The following is a 13,578-nucleotide window of genomic DNA, read 5'->3' on the forward strand; positions in this document are numbered from 1 at the left end:
GCGGCGAATGCCTGAAAAGCCTTAACAAGCTGTCGAAATTGCCGGCGCCGGGGCCGGAAACAGGCGTGTATAATGCGCCGCCCGTGGCCACTATAGCGGCCTGCGCTGCACCGACTTTAGCCTGAATTCGATTTTCCCGATGGGTGCCGATGCCTTGACCAGCCCGCTTCTCGAAACCGTGGCGCTCGCCTGCGAGCGGGACTGGCGCATGCTCTTCGAGCGCCTGGACCTGCGCCTGGCCGCTGGCGAGATGCTGCAGGTGGTCGGCCCCAACGGCAGCGGCAAGACCAGCCTGCTGCGCCTGCTCTGCGGGCTGATGCAGCCCACCGCCGGGCAGGTGCGCCTGAACGGCCGGCCGCTGGAGGAACAGCGCGGCGAACTGGCGCGCAACCTGCTGTGGATCGGCCACGCCGCCGGCATCAAGGGCCTGCTCACCGCCGAGGAGAACCTCGCCTGGCTCTGCGCCCTGCACCAGCCGGCGGACAAGACGGCGATCTGGCGCGCCCTGGAGGCGGTCGGCCTGCGCGGCTTCGAGGACGTTCCCTGCCACACCCTGTCCGCCGGCCAGCAGCGCCGCGTCGCCCTGGCGCGCCTGTACCTGGAGGCGCCGCCGCTGTGGATCCTCGACGAACCCTTCACCGCCCTCGACAAGCAGGGCGTCGCCCAGCTCGAGGAGCACCTGGCGCGGCACTGCGAGGACGGCGGCCTGGTGGTGCTCACCACCCACCACACGCTGAGCCGCATGCCCAGCGGCTATCGCGACCTGGACCTCGGCCAGCACGCCCGCGAAACGGCCGGGGAGGGCGCATGAGCAACGTCTTCGGCCTGCTCCTGGCGCGCGAGGCGCGCCTGCAGTTCCGCCGCCCAGCGGAGCTGGCCAACCCGCTGGTGTTCTTCGCCATCGTCATCGCCCTGTTCCCCCTGGCCGTCGGCCCGGAAACCCAGATGCTGCAGAACCTCTCGCCCGGCCTGGTGTGGGTGGCGGCGCTGCTGGCGGTGCTGCTGTCGCTGGACGGCCTGTTCCGCAGCGATTTCGAGGACGGCTCCCTGGAACAGTGGGTCCTTTCGCCGCACCCCCTGCCTCTTCTGGTCCTGGCCAAGGTGCTGGCACACTGGCTGGTTTCGGGGCTGGCCTTGGTCCTGCTGTCGCCGCTGCTGGCCCTGATGCTGGGTTTGCCGGTACGCTGCCTGCCGGTGCTGCTGCTGTCGCTGTTGCTCGGCACCCCGGTGCTGAGCCTGCTCGGCGCGGTCGGCGCGGCGCTGACCGTGGGGCTCAAGCGCGGAGGGCTGCTGCTGGCGCTGCTGATCCTGCCGCTGTACATCCCCGTACTGATTCTCGGCAGCGGTGCCCTCCAGGCCTCGCTGCAGGGGCTGCCGACCGCCGGGCACCTGCTCTGGTTGGCCAGCCTGACGGCGTTAGCATTGACGCTGACGCCCTTCGCCATCGCTGCCGGCCTGAAGATCAGCGTGGGCGAATGACGCCTGCCGGTGCCGCTGGAGCGGCGCCGGCACTAGAAAAAAGTGCCCTGACACACAGAGCCTGATGATGAACTGGACTTGGTTTCACAAGCTTGGGTCGCCCAAGTGGTTCTACGAGATCAGCGGACGCTGGCTGCCCTGGTTCGCCGTCGCCGCGGCGTTGCTGATGGCCGTCGGCCTCGTCTGGGGCCTGGCCTTCGCGCCGCCGGACTACCAGCAGGGCGACAGCTTCCGCATCATCTACATCCACGTGCCGGCGGCCTTCCTGGCGCAGTCCTGCTACGTGATGCTGGCGGTGGCCGGCGCCATCGGCCTGATCTGGAAGATGAAGATCGCCGACGTCGCCGTGCAGTGCGCCGCGCCCATCGGCGCCTGGATGACCTTCGTCGCCCTGGTCACCGGGGCCATCTGGGGCAAGCCGACCTGGGGCGCCTGGTGGGTGTGGGACGCGCGCCTGACCTCGATGCTGATCCTGCTGTTCCTCTATTTCGGCGTGATCGCCCTCGGCCAGGCCATCGGCAACCGCGACAGCGCGGCCAAGGCCAGCGCGGTGCTGGCCATCGTCGGGGTGGTCAACATCCCGATCATCAAGTTCTCCGTGGAGTGGTGGAACACCCTGCACCAGCCGGCCACCTTCACCCTCACCGAGAAGCCGCCGATGCCGCCGGAGATGTGGATCCCGCTGCTGCTGATGGTGCTCGGCTTCTACTGCTTCTTCGCCGCCGTGCTGCTGATGCGCATGCGCCTGGAAGTGCTCAAGCGCGAAGCCCGCGCGTCCTGGGTCAAGGCTGAGGTGGAGCGCGCGCTATGAGTTTCCATTCCTTCGGCGAATTCCTCGCCATGGGCCACCACGGCCCCTACGTGTGGTCGGCCTACGCCATCAGCCTGGTGGTGCTGGCGATCAACGTGGCCGCGCCCATCCTGGCGCGCAAGCGTTACCTGCAAGAAGAGGCGCGCCGTCTGCGCCGGGAGGCCAGCAAGTGAATCCGGTCCGCAAGAAGCGTCTGTACATCGTCCTCGCCATCGTCGCCGGCGTCGGTGTCGCCGTGGCCCTGGCGCTGTCGGCGCTGCAGCAGAACATCAACCTGTTCTACACGCCGACGCAGATCGCCAACGGCGAAGCGCCGCACGATACGCGCATCCGCGCCGGCGGCATGGTGGAGAAGGGCTCGCTGAAACGCTCGGCCGACTCCCTGGACGTGGAATTCGTGGTCACCGACTTCGCCAAGGAAGTCACGGTGAAATACCGCGGCATCCTCCCGGACCTGTTCCGCGAAGGGCAGGGCATCGTCGCCCTCGGCAAGCTCGACCAGAACGGCGTGCTGACCGCCGACGAGGTGCTGGCCAAGCACGACGAGAAATACATGCCGCCGGAAGTCACCAAGGCGCTGAAGGACAGCGGCAAGCTCGGTGAATACCAGCAGGGCGGCCAGCCCGGCGCCGCGGCCCAGGGGAGCAACTGACGATGATCCCGGAACTCGGCCACCTGTCGCTGATCCTGGCGCTGTGCATGGCGCTGGTGATGTCCTTCTTCCCGCTGGTCGGCGCCTGGCGCGGCGACCGCCAGTGGATGAGCCTGGCGCGTCCGGCGGCCTGGGGGCAGTTCGCCTTCCTGGTGTTCGCCTTCGCCTGCCTGGCCTGGTCCTTCCTGCATGACGACTTCTCCGTGGCCTACGTGGCCAGCAACTCCAACAGCGCGCTGCCCTGGTACTACAAGTTCAGCGCCGTGTGGGGCGCCCACGAGGGCTCGCTGCTGCTCTGGGCGCTGATCCTCGGCGGCTGGACCTTCGCCGTGTCGATCTTCTCCCGCGAGCTGCCCGAGCCGATGCTGGCGCGGGTGCTGGCGGTGATGGGGATGATCAGCACCGGCTTCCTGCTGTTCCTGATCATCACCTCCAACCCCTTCAGCCGCCTGCTGCCGCAGGTGCCGGCCGACGGCAACGACCTCAACCCGCTGCTGCAGGACCCGGGCCTGATCATCCACCCGCCGATGCTCTACATGGGCTACGTCGGCTTCTCGGTGGCCTTCGCCTTCGCCATCGCCGCGCTGCTCGGCGGCCGCCTCGACGCGGCCTGGGCGCGCTGGTCGCGGCCCTGGACCCTGGTGGCCTGGACCTTCCTCGGCATCGGCATCGTGCTCGGCTCCTGGTGGGCCTACTACGAGCTGGGCTGGGGCGGCTGGTGGTTCTGGGACCCGGTGGAGAACGCCTCCTTCATGCCCTGGCTGGTGGGCACCGCGCTGATCCACTCGCTGGCGGTGACCGAGAAGCGCGGGGTGTTCAAGAGCTGGACGGTGCTGCTGGCCATCGCCGCCTTCTCCCTCAGCCTGCTGGGCACCTTCCTGGTCCGTTCCGGGGTGCTGACCTCGGTGCACGCCTTCGCCTCCGACCCGGAGCGCGGGGTGTTCATCCTGGCCTTCCTGCTGGTGGTGGTCGGCGGCTCGCTGACGCTGTTCGCTCTGCGCGCGCCGGTGGTCAAGAGCCAGGTCGGCTTCGCCCTGTGGTCGCGCGAGACCCTGCTGCTGCTGAACAACGTGGTGCTGGTGGTGACCGCCGCGATGATCCTGCTCGGCACCCTCTACCCGCTGGTGCTCGACGCCATCAGCGGCGCCAAGCTGTCGGTCGGCCCGCCGTACTTCAACGCGCTGTTCGTGCCGCTGATGACGGGGATGATGCTGGCCCTGACCGTGGGCGTGCTGGTGCGCTGGAAGGACACCCCGACGCAGTGGCTGCTGCGCATGCTGACGCCGGTGCTGATCGGCGCCGTGGTGCTCGGCGGCGTCGCCACCTTCCTCTACGGCGACCTGCACTGGCCGGTGCTGGCGGTGTTCCTGCTGGCCTTCTGGGTGATCCTCGGCGGGGTGCGCGACTTCCTCGACAAGGTCCGCCACAAGGGCCTGGTGGCCGGCGCCGCGAGCCTCAACCGCAGCTACTGGGGCATGCAGGTGGCGCACCTGGGCATCGCCGTGTGCGCCATCGGCATCGTCCTCACCAGCCAGTTCAGCGCCCAGCGCGACCTGCGCATGGCCCCGGGCGAGAGCGTGGAGCTGGGCGGCTACCAGTTCGCCTTCGAAGGCACCAAGCACTTCGAAGGCCCCAACTTCACCTCCGACAAGGGCACCATCCGCGTCACCCGCAACGGTAGCGAAGTGGCCGTGCTGCACCCGGAGAAGCGCCTGTACAGCGTGCAGCGCTCGATGATGACCGAGGCCGGCATCCACGGCAGCCTGACCCGCGACCTCTACGTCGCCCTGGGCGAGCCGCTGGACGACGGCGCCTGGGCCGTGCGCCTGCACATCAAGCCGTTCGTCCGCTTCATCTGGCTGGGCGGCCTGCTCACCGCCCTGGGCGGCGTGCTGGCGGCGTGCGACCGGCGCTACCGGCTGAAAGTGAAAACCAAGGTGCGCGAGGCGCTGGGCCTCGCCGCCGGACAGGGAGCCTGAGTGTGAAGCGTGCGATCCTGCTGTTGCCGCTGGCGATCTTCCTGGTCGTCGCGGTATTCCTGTTCCGCGGCCTGTGGCTCGACCCCAGCGAGCTGCCCTCGGCGTTGATCGACAAGCCGTTCCCGGCCTTCGCCCTGCCCGGCGTGCTGGAGCCGGGCAAGACCTATACCCAGGCCGACCTCAAGGGCCGCCCGGCGCTGGTCAACGTCTGGGGCACCTGGTGCCCGACCTGCCGCTTCGAGCACCCGGTGCTGGCCAAGCTGGCCGAGCAGGGCGTGGTGATCGTCGGCATCAACTACAAGGACGACAACGCCGCCGCGCAGAAGTGGCTGCAGGACCTGCACGACCCCTACGTGCTGAACATCGCCGATGCCCAGGGCACCCTGGGCCTGGACCTGGGCGTGTACGGCGCGCCGGAGACCTACGTGATCGACAAGGACGGCATCATCCGCCACAAGCTGGTCGGCGCCGTCGACGAGAAGGTCTGGCGCGAGCAACTGGCGCCGATCTACCAGCGCCTGGTGGACGAGGCGGGGGGCAAATGAAGCGACTCCTCGCCGCGGCCCTGCTGGGCCTGAGTCTCGCCGGCGTGGCCCACGCCGCCATCGACACCTACGAATTCCCCAACGAGGCCGAGCGCCAGCGCTTCCGCAGCCTGACCACCGAGCTGCGCTGCCCGAAGTGCCAGAACCAGGACATCGCCGACTCCAACGCGCCCATCGCCGCCGACCTGCGCAAGCAGATCTACGAGCAGCTGCAGCAGGGCAAGAGCGACGAGCAGATCGTCGACTACATGGTCGACCGTTACGGCGACTTCGTGCGCTACAAGCCGCCGGTCAACGCCCGCACCTGGCTGCTCTGGTTCGGCCCCGCGGCCCTGCTGGGCCTGGGCGTGCTGGTGGTGGGCGTGCTGGTGGCGCGCCGCCGCCGCAGCGCCGCCGGTCCGTCCGCCAGCCTGTCCGCCGAGGAACAGGCCCGCCTGAATCAATTGCTGGATAACCAAGACAAATGATCGACTTCTGGCTCGCCGCCGGCCTGCTCGCGCTGGTGGCCATGGCTTTCCTGCTGATTCCGCTGCTGCGTGGCCGCCGCGCCCAGGCCGAGGAAGACCGCACCGCCCTCAACGTCGCCCTGTACCAGGAACGCCTCGCCGAGCTGGACGCCCAGCACGCCGCCGGCACCCTGGACGACGCCCAGCTGCAGGCCGGGCGCGCCGAGGCCGCCCGCGAACTGCTGGCCGACACCGAAGGCGAGGGCGAGCGCCGCTCGCGCCTGGGCCGCGCCGCGCCGCTGCTGGCGGCCGTGCTGCTGCCGCTGCTGGGCCTGGGCCTGTACCTGCACTGGGGCGCCAGCGAGAAGCTGGCGCTGTCCCGCGAGTTAGCCGAGCCGCCGCACTCCATGGCGGAGATGACCGAGCGCCTGGAGAAGGCCGTGCAGGCCCAGCCGGATTCCGCCGAGGGCTGGTACTTCCTCGGTCGCACCTACATGACCCAGGAGCGCTTCGAGGATGCCGCCAAGGCCTTCGAGCGCGCCGCCAACCTGTCTGGGCGCCAGTCCGAGGTGCTCGGCCAGTGGGCCCAGGCGCTGTACTTCGCCAACGGCAAGAAGATGGCCGGCGCCGCCCAGGCCCTGGCCGACGAGGCGCTCAAGCAGAACCCGGAAGAGGTCACCACCCTCGGCCTGATGGGCATCGCCGCCTTCGAAGACCAGCGCTACGCCGATGCCGTGGACTACTGGCAACGCCTGGTCGCCGCGCTGCCGGCCGACGACCCGTCGCGCGCGGCCATCCAGAGCGGTATCGAGCGCGCCCGCCAGCACCTGGTCGAGCGCGGCGAGAAGCTGCCGGAAGCGCCGGCCGCGGCAGCCACTGCCGGCGTGACGCTGAAGGTGCGGGTGGACCTCAGCGACGCGGTGAAGGGCCAGGTCAAGCCGGACGACAGCGTGTTCGTCTTCGCCCGCGCGGTGAACGGCCCGCCGATGCCGCTGGCGGTCAAGCGCCTGAAGGTGGCCGACCTGCCGGACGAGGTGTCGCTCAGCGATGCCGACGCCATGATGCCGCAACTGAAGCTGTCGGCCTTCCCGCAGGTGGAGCTGGTGGCGCGGGTGTCGCGCGCCGGCAATGCCATCAGCGGCGAATGGATCGGACGCAGCCAGCCGTTGTCTACTGCCGGCGCGGGCGATCAGGCGGTGACCATCGACAGCCCGGACCAGCATTGACCGAACCCTTCCTGGAGGTGCGCCCGTGAAAGGCCGAATCCTCGCCCTCGCGGCCCTGCTCGCCCTGGCCGGTTGCGCCGGCCAGCAGCCCCACTCGCAAGCACCGGCGCCGGCCCCGCAACCCGGCGCCGGCGGCCAGGTGCCAGCGGCCACGCCGTCGAACAAGCCGGCGCCGCGCACGGCCATCACGCCGAACCCGCAGAACCCCTCGAACAAGCCACGCAGCACCCACACCCAGTTCGCCCCGCCGCCGGGCGGCAAGGGCCGCTGGGACCCGAACCTGGGCGTCTACGTGATCCAGGGGCAGAAGGACCTGTACTACCGCCAGCGCACCTACTACCACTGGGACGGCGCCTGGTACTGGGGCGTGAGCCCGCAGGGCCCCTGGACCGCCACCGACGCCAACGGCGTGCCGCCGGGGTTGAGCCGCCGCTACGCGCAGCCCTGAGGTTAGGGGATTTTCGTAGGAGCGAGCTTGCTCGCGAACAGCGTTTCCCGGTGGCATGGATGTTGGGTTCAAGAGCGCCCTCTCCCCAACCCTCTCCCTGAAGGGAGAGGGGGCTGTCCTGAGCGGCCTGGAAGTCAGGCGCGATCCTTCTCCCTCGTCATTCCCGTGAACGCGGGAATGGAGGAAATAGATGGGAGCCTCAGGATGACTCTGGATTCACCACCCGCTCCAAACGGCCCCCTCTCCCTCTGGGAGAGGGCTGGGGTGAGGGTACGGAGTCAACCCAAACACTGCAGTCACCGGGAAACGCTGTTCGCGAGCAAGCTCGCTCCTACGAAGAGCCGGGCCAGTTCTTGCTTTGGGACTGCCAGCCCGTAGGGCGCATAACCGCGAACGCGGGAATGGAAATATAGATAGGAGTGTCAGGATGACTCCGAATTTGCCGCTCGCTCCAAACGGCCCCCTCTCCCTCTGGGAGAGGGCTGGGGTGAGGGTACGGCGTCAACCCCAAACGTCGCAGCAGCCGGGAAACCCCATTCGCGAGCAAGCTCGCTCCTACACAAAAGCTCACTCCAACGTCCCATGGGGCGCCGCATCCATCACTTCCACGCGATTGCGCCCGCTCGCCTTGGCCCGGTACAGGGCCTGGTCCGCCGTGCTGTACAGCCTCTCGTAGGTGCTCGACACGCCGCTGGCCAGGCCGGCGATGCCGAAGCTGGCGGTGAGGTAGAGCAGGCCGTCCTTCATCGGCAGCGGGGTGTCTTCCAGCAGCTTGCGCAGCTTCTCGGCTATCACCCGGGCCTGGGGCGCGGCGGTGTCCGGTAGCAGCAGGAGGAACTCCTCGCCGCCCAGGCGCGCCACGCTGTCGCTGCTGCGGGTGTGCTTGCGCAGCAGGGTGGCGGTGTGGCGGATCACCTCGTCGCCCAGTGGGTGGCCGTAGCGGTCGTTGATGAACTTGAAGTGGTCCAGGTCGATCATCAGCAGACTCACCGGCATCGGCTGGCGGTCGCAGCGCGCCAGTTCCTGCTTCACCAGCTGGTCGAACTGGCGGCGGTTGAACAGCCCGGTCAGCGGGTCGTGGCCTGCCAGGTATTCCAGCTGCAGGTTCTTCTCCTCCAGCTCCTTGCGCTGCCGGCGCAGGTGCTGGCGCTGGCGCAGGTTGCGCAGGTGGCCGAACCAGAGGATCTGCGACAGCAGCAGGCCGATGCCGCAGATGGTCAGGCCGCCCATCTGGTTGGACAGGCGCAATTGCGGGTCCGGCTGGGCCACTTCCATGGCCAGTTCGAAGGCGATGAACAGCACGACGTAGAGCAGCGTGGCGAACACCGGGCGCAGCAGCAGGATCAGCGCCGTGGCCACCGCGCCCATGAGGAAGGGCGTGATGCTGCTGGTCACCTCCTGGTCGAAGCAAGTGATGACCAGGCCGAAGCCCAGCAGCACGCCGGCGCCCAGCAGCGCCAGCAGCTCGCAGTACCACGGCGGCGGCGCCTGCGGGCGCTGGCGGGCCTGCCAGGCGAGCAGGCCGAGGCCGAGCAGCAGCGCGGCCACCACCGCGTGGGTGAGGATGATGTGCTGGCGCCAGCCGTCGAATTCCGGAAGGCTGCCCTGCAGGTTGAGCCAGAACACCAGGATGTGCACCAGGCCGAAGGGCACGGCCAGCAGCGCCAGCCAGGCCAGGCGCCTGAGGTTCTCCGTGGCCACCGGTCGCGCCAGGGAGCGGGCGAGCCGGAATTGCTGGCGAAGGCGTTGCGGGAACGGCTGGGACACGGGGACTCGTCCTGTGCGCGATGGCATCCGGCTATGAGCATAGCCATATGCCGCCAGGCTGTCCCGCCGCCTGCCGGGGGAGCGCGGCTTTTCGCTTGCAGCCTGGCGTGGCGGCTGGGCATAGTCCGCTACCTGTCAGGCAGCACGGCGAGAGGAGTAGGACATGGGCGAACGGGTACTGCGGTTTTCCGCACAGGATGGCCTGGATGCCGAACGCGCCGCCCTGGACCAAGTGTTCAGCGGCCAGGCCGACAGCCGCCTGCTGTTCTGGCGCCCGCTGCAGCAGGCGCTGGTGATGCCGCGCCGGCTCAGCCGCCTGGCCGGTTTCGCCGAGGCCGAGGCGCGCTGCGCCGAACTCGGCTGGCCGATCGCCCTGCGCGACACCGGCGGCGAACCGGTGCCGCAGTCACCGGCGGTGCTCAACGTCGCCCTGTGCTACGCGGTGCCCGACGGCGACAACGAGCAGACGCGCATCGACACCGCCTACCTGCGCCTGTGCCAGCCGCTCTGCGACTGGCTCGTGGCCATGGGCCTGGACGCCGGCGTGGGCGAGGTCGACGGCGCCTTCTGCGACGGCCGCTACAACGTCAACATCGGCGGCCGCAAGTTGGTCGGCACCGCCCAGCGCTGGCGCCGCCGGCAGAGCGACGGGCGCTACGTGGTGCTGGCCCACGGCGCCATCCTCATGGAGAACCAGCGCGAGGCCATGGCCGAGGTGGTCAACGCCTTCTACCGCGCCGTCGAATTGCCGGCCGACATCCGTGGCACCAGCCACGTCGCGCTGGACGAACGGCACTCGCAGCCCTGGCAGCAGGTCGAAGCACTCGCCGGGCAGTTCCAGCGCCACCTGATCAGCCAGGGCCTGCCGCCGGTCTGATCGACACCCTTTCCGTTCCACCCGCCCGGCCGTGCGCCGGGCCTCATCCTGCCAAGGAGCGTTCCGGCATGGAGCATGGTTCCAACTATCTGCAATCGGCGGTGGTCTTCCTCATCGCCACCGTCTTCATGGTGCCGCTGGCCAAGCGCCTGCAACTGGGCGCGGTGCTCGGCTACCTGTTGGCCGGGGTGCTGATCGGGCCTTCGGTGCTGCGCCTGATCGATGATCCGGAAAGCGTCTCCAGCCTGTCCGAGCTGGGCGTGGTGCTGCTGCTGTTCATCATTGGCCTGGAGCTGTCGCCCAAGCGCCTGTGGGTGATGCGCAAGGCGGTGTTCGGCATCGGCCTGGCCCAGGTGCTGCTCACCGCGCTGGTGATCGGCGTGCTGGCGCACCTGGCCTTCGAGCTGCCGCTGAACACCTCGGTGGTGCTCGGCGGCGGCCTGGCGCTGTCGTCCACCGCCTTCGGCCTGCAGATCCTCGCCGAGCGCAAGGAGCTGGCCAGCCCCCACGGCCGCCTGGCCTTCGCCATCCTGCTGTTCCAGGACATCGCCGCCATCCCGCTGATCGCCGCCGTGTCGTTGCTCGGCGCGCGGGCCGACGAGGCCGCGCCGGGCGGCGACTGGCGCCACTTCCTCGAAGTGGTGGGGAGCATCGCCGTGGTGGTGGTCGGCGGGCGCTACCTGCTGCGCCCGGTGTTCCGCACGGTGGCGCGCACCGGCATGGCCGACCTGTCCACCGCCACCGCGCTGCTGGTGGTCGTCGGCACCGCCTGGCTGATGGAGCTGGCCGGGGTGTCCATGGGCCTGGGCGCCTTCCTCGCCGGCCTGCTGCTGGCCGACTCGGAGTACCGCCACGAGCTGGAGTCGCAGATCGAGCCGTTCAAGGGCCTGCTGCTGGGGCTGTTCTTCATCAGCGTGGGGATGAGCGCCGACCTCGGCCTGCTGTTGCATTCGCCGCTGCTGGTGCTGGGCCTGACGCTGCTGCTGATCGGCCTGAAGCTGCCGCTGCTGTACCTGCTCGGGCGCCTCACCGGCGGCCTCGACGGCCACTCGGCGCTGCGCCTGGGCATCGTCCTGGCGGCCGGCGGCGAATTCGCCTTCGTGGTGTTCAAGCTGGCCCGCGCCGAAGGGCTGCTGGACGCCAACCTGCACAGCCTGCTGGTGCTCTGCATCACCCTGTCGATGGCGGTGACGCCGCTGCTGGTGCTGCTGGCCGCGCGCCTGATGAAGCCCGAGCCCGTGCCGGTGCGCGAGGCGCCGGAGGAGTACAAGCGCATCGAGGGCGACGCGCCGCGGGTGGTGATCGCCGGCATGGGCCGCATGGGCCAGGTGGTCGCGCGGATCATGCGCGCCCAGCGCGTGCCCTTCATCGCCCTGGACACCTCGGTGGACACCATCGAGCTGAGCCGCAGCTATGGCAGCATCCCGATCTTCTACGGCGACCCGCTGCGCCCGGAAATCCTCCGCGCGGCCCAGGTGGACAAGGCCGAGTTCTTCGTCGTCGCCACCGACGACCCGCAGACCAACATCGACACCGCGCGCCTGGTGCGCAAGCTCTATCCGCACGTGAAGATCATCGCCCGCGCGCGCAACCGCCAGCACGTCTACCACCTGCTCGACGCCGGGGCCAGCCCGGTGCGCGAGCTGTTCCACTCCAGCCTGGAGATGAGCCGGCGGGTGCTGGTGGAAATGGGCCTTTCCGAGGAGCAGGCGCTGGCGCGCATCCGCCGCTTCCGCCGCCACGACGAGGAAGTGCTGATGGCCCAGTACAAGGTCTACGACGACGCCTCGGCGGTGATCCAGACCGCCCGCGAGGCGCGCCAGGAACTGGAGACGCTGTTCGAGGGCGACCAGTTGGAAGACCGCGGCGTGGGCAAGCCCTGAGCGGGCCGGCCGCGCTTCAGCCGCGGATGCGGCGGCGCGGCGGTTCGTCGATGCGGATGGGCTCGCCGGGCGAGCGCAGGGTGAGCACGCCGATGGCGGCCAGCAGCAGGGTCACGGCCAGGCCGATGGCCGCCAGCGCGACGTAGAGCAGCAGCTCCGCCAGGGAACCGATGATGAGCAGAAAATCCAGCGCGGCCTGCATGGTGCGTTCCTCCTCCTTCAGCCTCGTGGTCAGCGGGGCGTTCCGGGGAGTGCACGCTCAGGCCGCCTCGCGGCCCCGGGGTTCGCGGGGCCATGGGCTATGCTCGCGTCCGCGCGCGGCGAAGGGAATTGAATCCGCCTGCTGGTGACTATCGACGCTATCGATGCCCCGGCGGCAGCGGCGCCAGCAGTTGCATGGGGCGCACCGGCGTACCGTCGCTCCAGTTGCCCATGGACAGCTGCGCGCGGGTGCCGCCCAGGGCCCAGTCGCGGTTGCGGCCGGCGAAGGCGGCGTCGCACAGCGCATCGAACAGCTTCCACGGGCCGTACCAGTCCAGGGCGTCGGTATCCAGGGCGTTGTGGTTCGTCGACGCGCGGTCTTCGGCCTGGCGCCGTTGCTGGCGCTCCTGTACCCGTTGCAGCAGCCAGTTGCCGGAGTCCGAGGGCGGGTAGCGCGGGTCGAAGCGCGGCGCGGTGGGCGCCGCATGGTTGGCCAGCAGCGGCGGGCTGCCGTGGCGGTCGCTGCGCAGTAGCAGGAGGTTCTTGTCGGCGCCGTCGACCTGGGTGCTCTCGCTGTAGATGCGCCGGGCGTCGTCGCAACCCACGCGCTCGTCCTCGTCGCCGCACAGGGCCAGCAGCAGAGTGCCCGGCGGGATGCCGGACAGCGGCTCCAGCGGCACCTGGCGCCAGCGCGGGCCCTGGCTGCGCCCCGGCTCCACGGCGAACAGGGCGCGTGGCCGGGGCAGGCCCAGGCGCTGGTAGCCGGCGGCCAGGCCGCTGGCGATCAGGCCGCCGGCGGAATGCCCGACATAGGCCAGGCGCTGCAGGTCGGCGCGTACCCCGAGCCGCCCGGACTGCAGTTCGGCGATGCCCTGGCGCACCGCCTCGGCGGCATTGGGCAGGAACTCGCCGGCCGGCGTCTTCAGGTTCTGCTGGTAGCGCGGGTAGAGGACGATGGCGCCACGCCGCACGATGTGCTCGATCCAGGCGCGGTAGAGGTCCGGCTGCATCACGCTCCAGCCATGGACGAAGACCACCAGCGGGGCCTGCGCCGGCACTGGCGCGGCGGGGGTGAACAGCCAGTATTCGCTGCCCTGTTCGCCGCCGCGCCATTGGCGCAGGTCGGCGTGGGCCAGGCGCGAGCCGCCGGGGCCGTCCAGCGGCTGCGGCGGCGGGGCCGCGGGGCCGGCCTGGGCACCGCGGGCCAGGAGGCCGCAGAGCAGCAGGGTGGCGAGCCGGCACGGGCGTTCGGCCATGGGTCTGC

General features: G+C 69.9%; 15 protein-coding genes. 12 read left to right on the forward strand and 3 right to left on the reverse strand.

The window, feature by feature from the left end:
* Positions 1-139 precede the first annotated feature (139 nt).
* The 10 genes from ccmA (at position 140) to ACTWJ5_RS08910 (ending at position 7,586) form a co-directional block, all read left to right on the forward strand.
* Positions 140-811, forward strand: a complete 672-nt coding sequence (gene ccmA, locus ACTWJ5_RS08865) for a cytochrome c biogenesis heme-transporting ATPase CcmA (RefSeq protein ID WP_116425730.1) — start codon at positions 140-142, stop codon at positions 809-811.
* Positions 808-1,479 carry a heme exporter protein CcmB gene (gene ccmB, locus ACTWJ5_RS08870; protein WP_116425731.1) on the forward strand — a complete coding sequence of 224 codons (672 nt, stop codon included), beginning with the start codon at positions 808-810 and terminating at the stop codon, positions 1,477-1,479. The genes ccmA and ccmB overlap by 4 nt, the downstream gene beginning before the upstream one ends.
* Positions 1,480-1,543: 64 nt before the next feature.
* Positions 1,544-2,290, forward strand: a complete 747-nt coding sequence (locus ACTWJ5_RS08875) for a heme ABC transporter permease (protein ID WP_099049042.1) — start codon at positions 1,544-1,546, stop codon at positions 2,288-2,290.
* The gene (gene ccmD / locus ACTWJ5_RS08880) at positions 2,287-2,463 is read left to right on the forward strand and encodes a heme exporter protein CcmD (protein ID WP_009621127.1); all 177 of its coding nucleotides are present in this window, start codon (positions 2,287-2,289) and stop codon (positions 2,461-2,463) included. The genes ACTWJ5_RS08875 and ccmD overlap by 4 nt, the downstream gene beginning before the upstream one ends.
* Positions 2,460-2,942 (forward strand): cytochrome c maturation protein CcmE, encoded by a 483-nt coding sequence (gene ccmE / locus ACTWJ5_RS08885; protein ID WP_043313581.1) that lies wholly within the window; start codon positions 2,460-2,462, stop codon positions 2,940-2,942. Before ccmD ends, ccmE begins: the two co-directional genes overlap by 4 nt.
* A gap of 2 nt (positions 2,943-2,944) precedes the next feature.
* Positions 2,945-4,921 (forward strand): heme lyase CcmF/NrfE family subunit, encoded by a 1,977-nt coding sequence (locus ACTWJ5_RS08890; RefSeq protein WP_444438202.1) that lies wholly within the window; start codon positions 2,945-2,947, stop codon positions 4,919-4,921.
* 2 nt (positions 4,922-4,923) lie between these two features.
* Entirely contained in the window at positions 4,924-5,466 is a 543-nt protein-coding gene (gene dsbE / locus ACTWJ5_RS08895; RefSeq protein WP_009621133.1) for a thiol:disulfide interchange protein DsbE, read from the forward strand.
* A complete protein-coding gene (locus ACTWJ5_RS08900) occupies positions 5,463-5,933 on the forward strand; it encodes a cytochrome c-type biogenesis protein (RefSeq protein WP_058490761.1) in 471 nt (156 codons plus the stop codon). Before dsbE ends, ACTWJ5_RS08900 begins: the two co-directional genes overlap by 4 nt.
* Complete coding sequence (gene ccmI / locus ACTWJ5_RS08905) at positions 5,930-7,138, forward strand: c-type cytochrome biogenesis protein CcmI (protein WP_043313583.1); 1,209 nt, start codon at positions 5,930-5,932, stop codon at positions 7,136-7,138. The genes ACTWJ5_RS08900 and ccmI overlap by 4 nt, the downstream gene beginning before the upstream one ends.
* 25 nt (positions 7,139-7,163) lie before the next feature.
* Entirely contained in the window at positions 7,164-7,586 is a 423-nt protein-coding gene (locus ACTWJ5_RS08910; RefSeq protein ID WP_116425734.1) for a hypothetical protein, read from the forward strand.
* A 567-nt stretch (positions 7,587-8,153) separates the two neighbouring features.
* On the opposite strand, the gene ACTWJ5_RS08915 is transcribed toward ACTWJ5_RS08910, so the two are convergent.
* Positions 8,154-9,353, reverse strand: coding sequence for a GGDEF domain-containing protein (locus tag ACTWJ5_RS08915; RefSeq protein WP_116425735.1), 1,200 nt, complete (start codon positions 9,351-9,353; stop codon positions 8,154-8,156).
* Positions 9,354-9,516: 163 nt separating this feature from the next.
* Between ACTWJ5_RS08915 and ACTWJ5_RS08920 the strand changes: the two genes are divergently transcribed.
* A complete protein-coding gene (locus ACTWJ5_RS08920) occupies positions 9,517-10,230 on the forward strand; it encodes a lipoate--protein ligase family protein (RefSeq protein ID WP_116425736.1) in 714 nt (237 codons plus the stop codon).
* 68 nt (positions 10,231-10,298) lie between these two features.
* The gene (locus ACTWJ5_RS08925) at positions 10,299-12,113 is read left to right on the forward strand and encodes a monovalent cation:proton antiporter-2 (CPA2) family protein (protein ID WP_074984706.1); all 1,815 of its coding nucleotides are present in this window, start codon (positions 10,299-10,301) and stop codon (positions 12,111-12,113) included.
* Positions 12,114-12,129: 16 nt separating this feature from the next.
* Here ACTWJ5_RS08925 and ACTWJ5_RS08930 read toward each other — a convergent pair whose 3' ends face one another.
* Positions 12,130-12,315: a hypothetical protein gene (locus ACTWJ5_RS08930; RefSeq protein WP_116425737.1), complete on the reverse strand. Its 186-nt coding sequence runs from the start codon at positions 12,313-12,315 to the stop codon at positions 12,130-12,132.
* A 157-nt stretch (positions 12,316-12,472) separates the two neighbouring features.
* Complete coding sequence (locus ACTWJ5_RS08935) at positions 12,473-13,570, reverse strand: alpha/beta hydrolase fold domain-containing protein (RefSeq protein WP_444438206.1); 1,098 nt, start codon at positions 13,568-13,570, stop codon at positions 12,473-12,475.
* Positions 13,571-13,578 lie beyond the last annotated feature (8 nt).

The sequence above is a fragment of the Pseudomonas sp. A6 genome, assembly GCF_052367875.1.
Taxonomy (GTDB): Bacteria; Pseudomonadota; Gammaproteobacteria; order Pseudomonadales; family Pseudomonadaceae; genus Pseudomonas; species Pseudomonas citronellolis.

What these genes read in the sequence shown, in the direction of transcription:
- ccmA (WP_116425730.1), top strand. Translation starts at nt 140, where the DNA reads ATGGGTGCCGATGCCTTGACCAGCCCGCTTCTCGAAACCGTGGCGCTC.
- ACTWJ5_RS08930 (WP_116425737.1), bottom strand. Translation starts at nt 12,315, where the DNA reads ATGCAGGCCGCGCTGGATTTTCTGCTCATCATCGGTTCCCTGGCGGAG.
- ccmD (WP_009621127.1), top strand. Translation starts at nt 2,287, where the DNA reads ATGAGTTTCCATTCCTTCGGCGAATTCCTCGCCATGGGCCACCACGGC.
- ACTWJ5_RS08900 (WP_058490761.1), top strand. Translation starts at nt 5,463, where the DNA reads ATGAAGCGACTCCTCGCCGCGGCCCTGCTGGGCCTGAGTCTCGCCGGC.
- ACTWJ5_RS08935 (WP_444438206.1), bottom strand. Translation starts at nt 13,570, where the DNA reads ATGGCCGAACGCCCGTGCCGGCTCGCCACCCTGCTGCTCTGCGGCCTC.
- ACTWJ5_RS08920 (WP_116425736.1), top strand. Translation starts at nt 9,517, where the DNA reads ATGGGCGAACGGGTACTGCGGTTTTCCGCACAGGATGGCCTGGATGCC.
- ACTWJ5_RS08890 (WP_444438202.1), top strand. Translation starts at nt 2,945, where the DNA reads ATGATCCCGGAACTCGGCCACCTGTCGCTGATCCTGGCGCTGTGCATG.
- ccmI (WP_043313583.1), top strand. Translation starts at nt 5,930, where the DNA reads ATGATCGACTTCTGGCTCGCCGCCGGCCTGCTCGCGCTGGTGGCCATG.
- ACTWJ5_RS08925 (WP_074984706.1), top strand. Translation starts at nt 10,299, where the DNA reads ATGGAGCATGGTTCCAACTATCTGCAATCGGCGGTGGTCTTCCTCATC.
- ACTWJ5_RS08875 (WP_099049042.1), top strand. Translation starts at nt 1,544, where the DNA reads ATGATGAACTGGACTTGGTTTCACAAGCTTGGGTCGCCCAAGTGGTTC.
- ccmB (WP_116425731.1), top strand. Translation starts at nt 808, where the DNA reads ATGAGCAACGTCTTCGGCCTGCTCCTGGCGCGCGAGGCGCGCCTGCAG.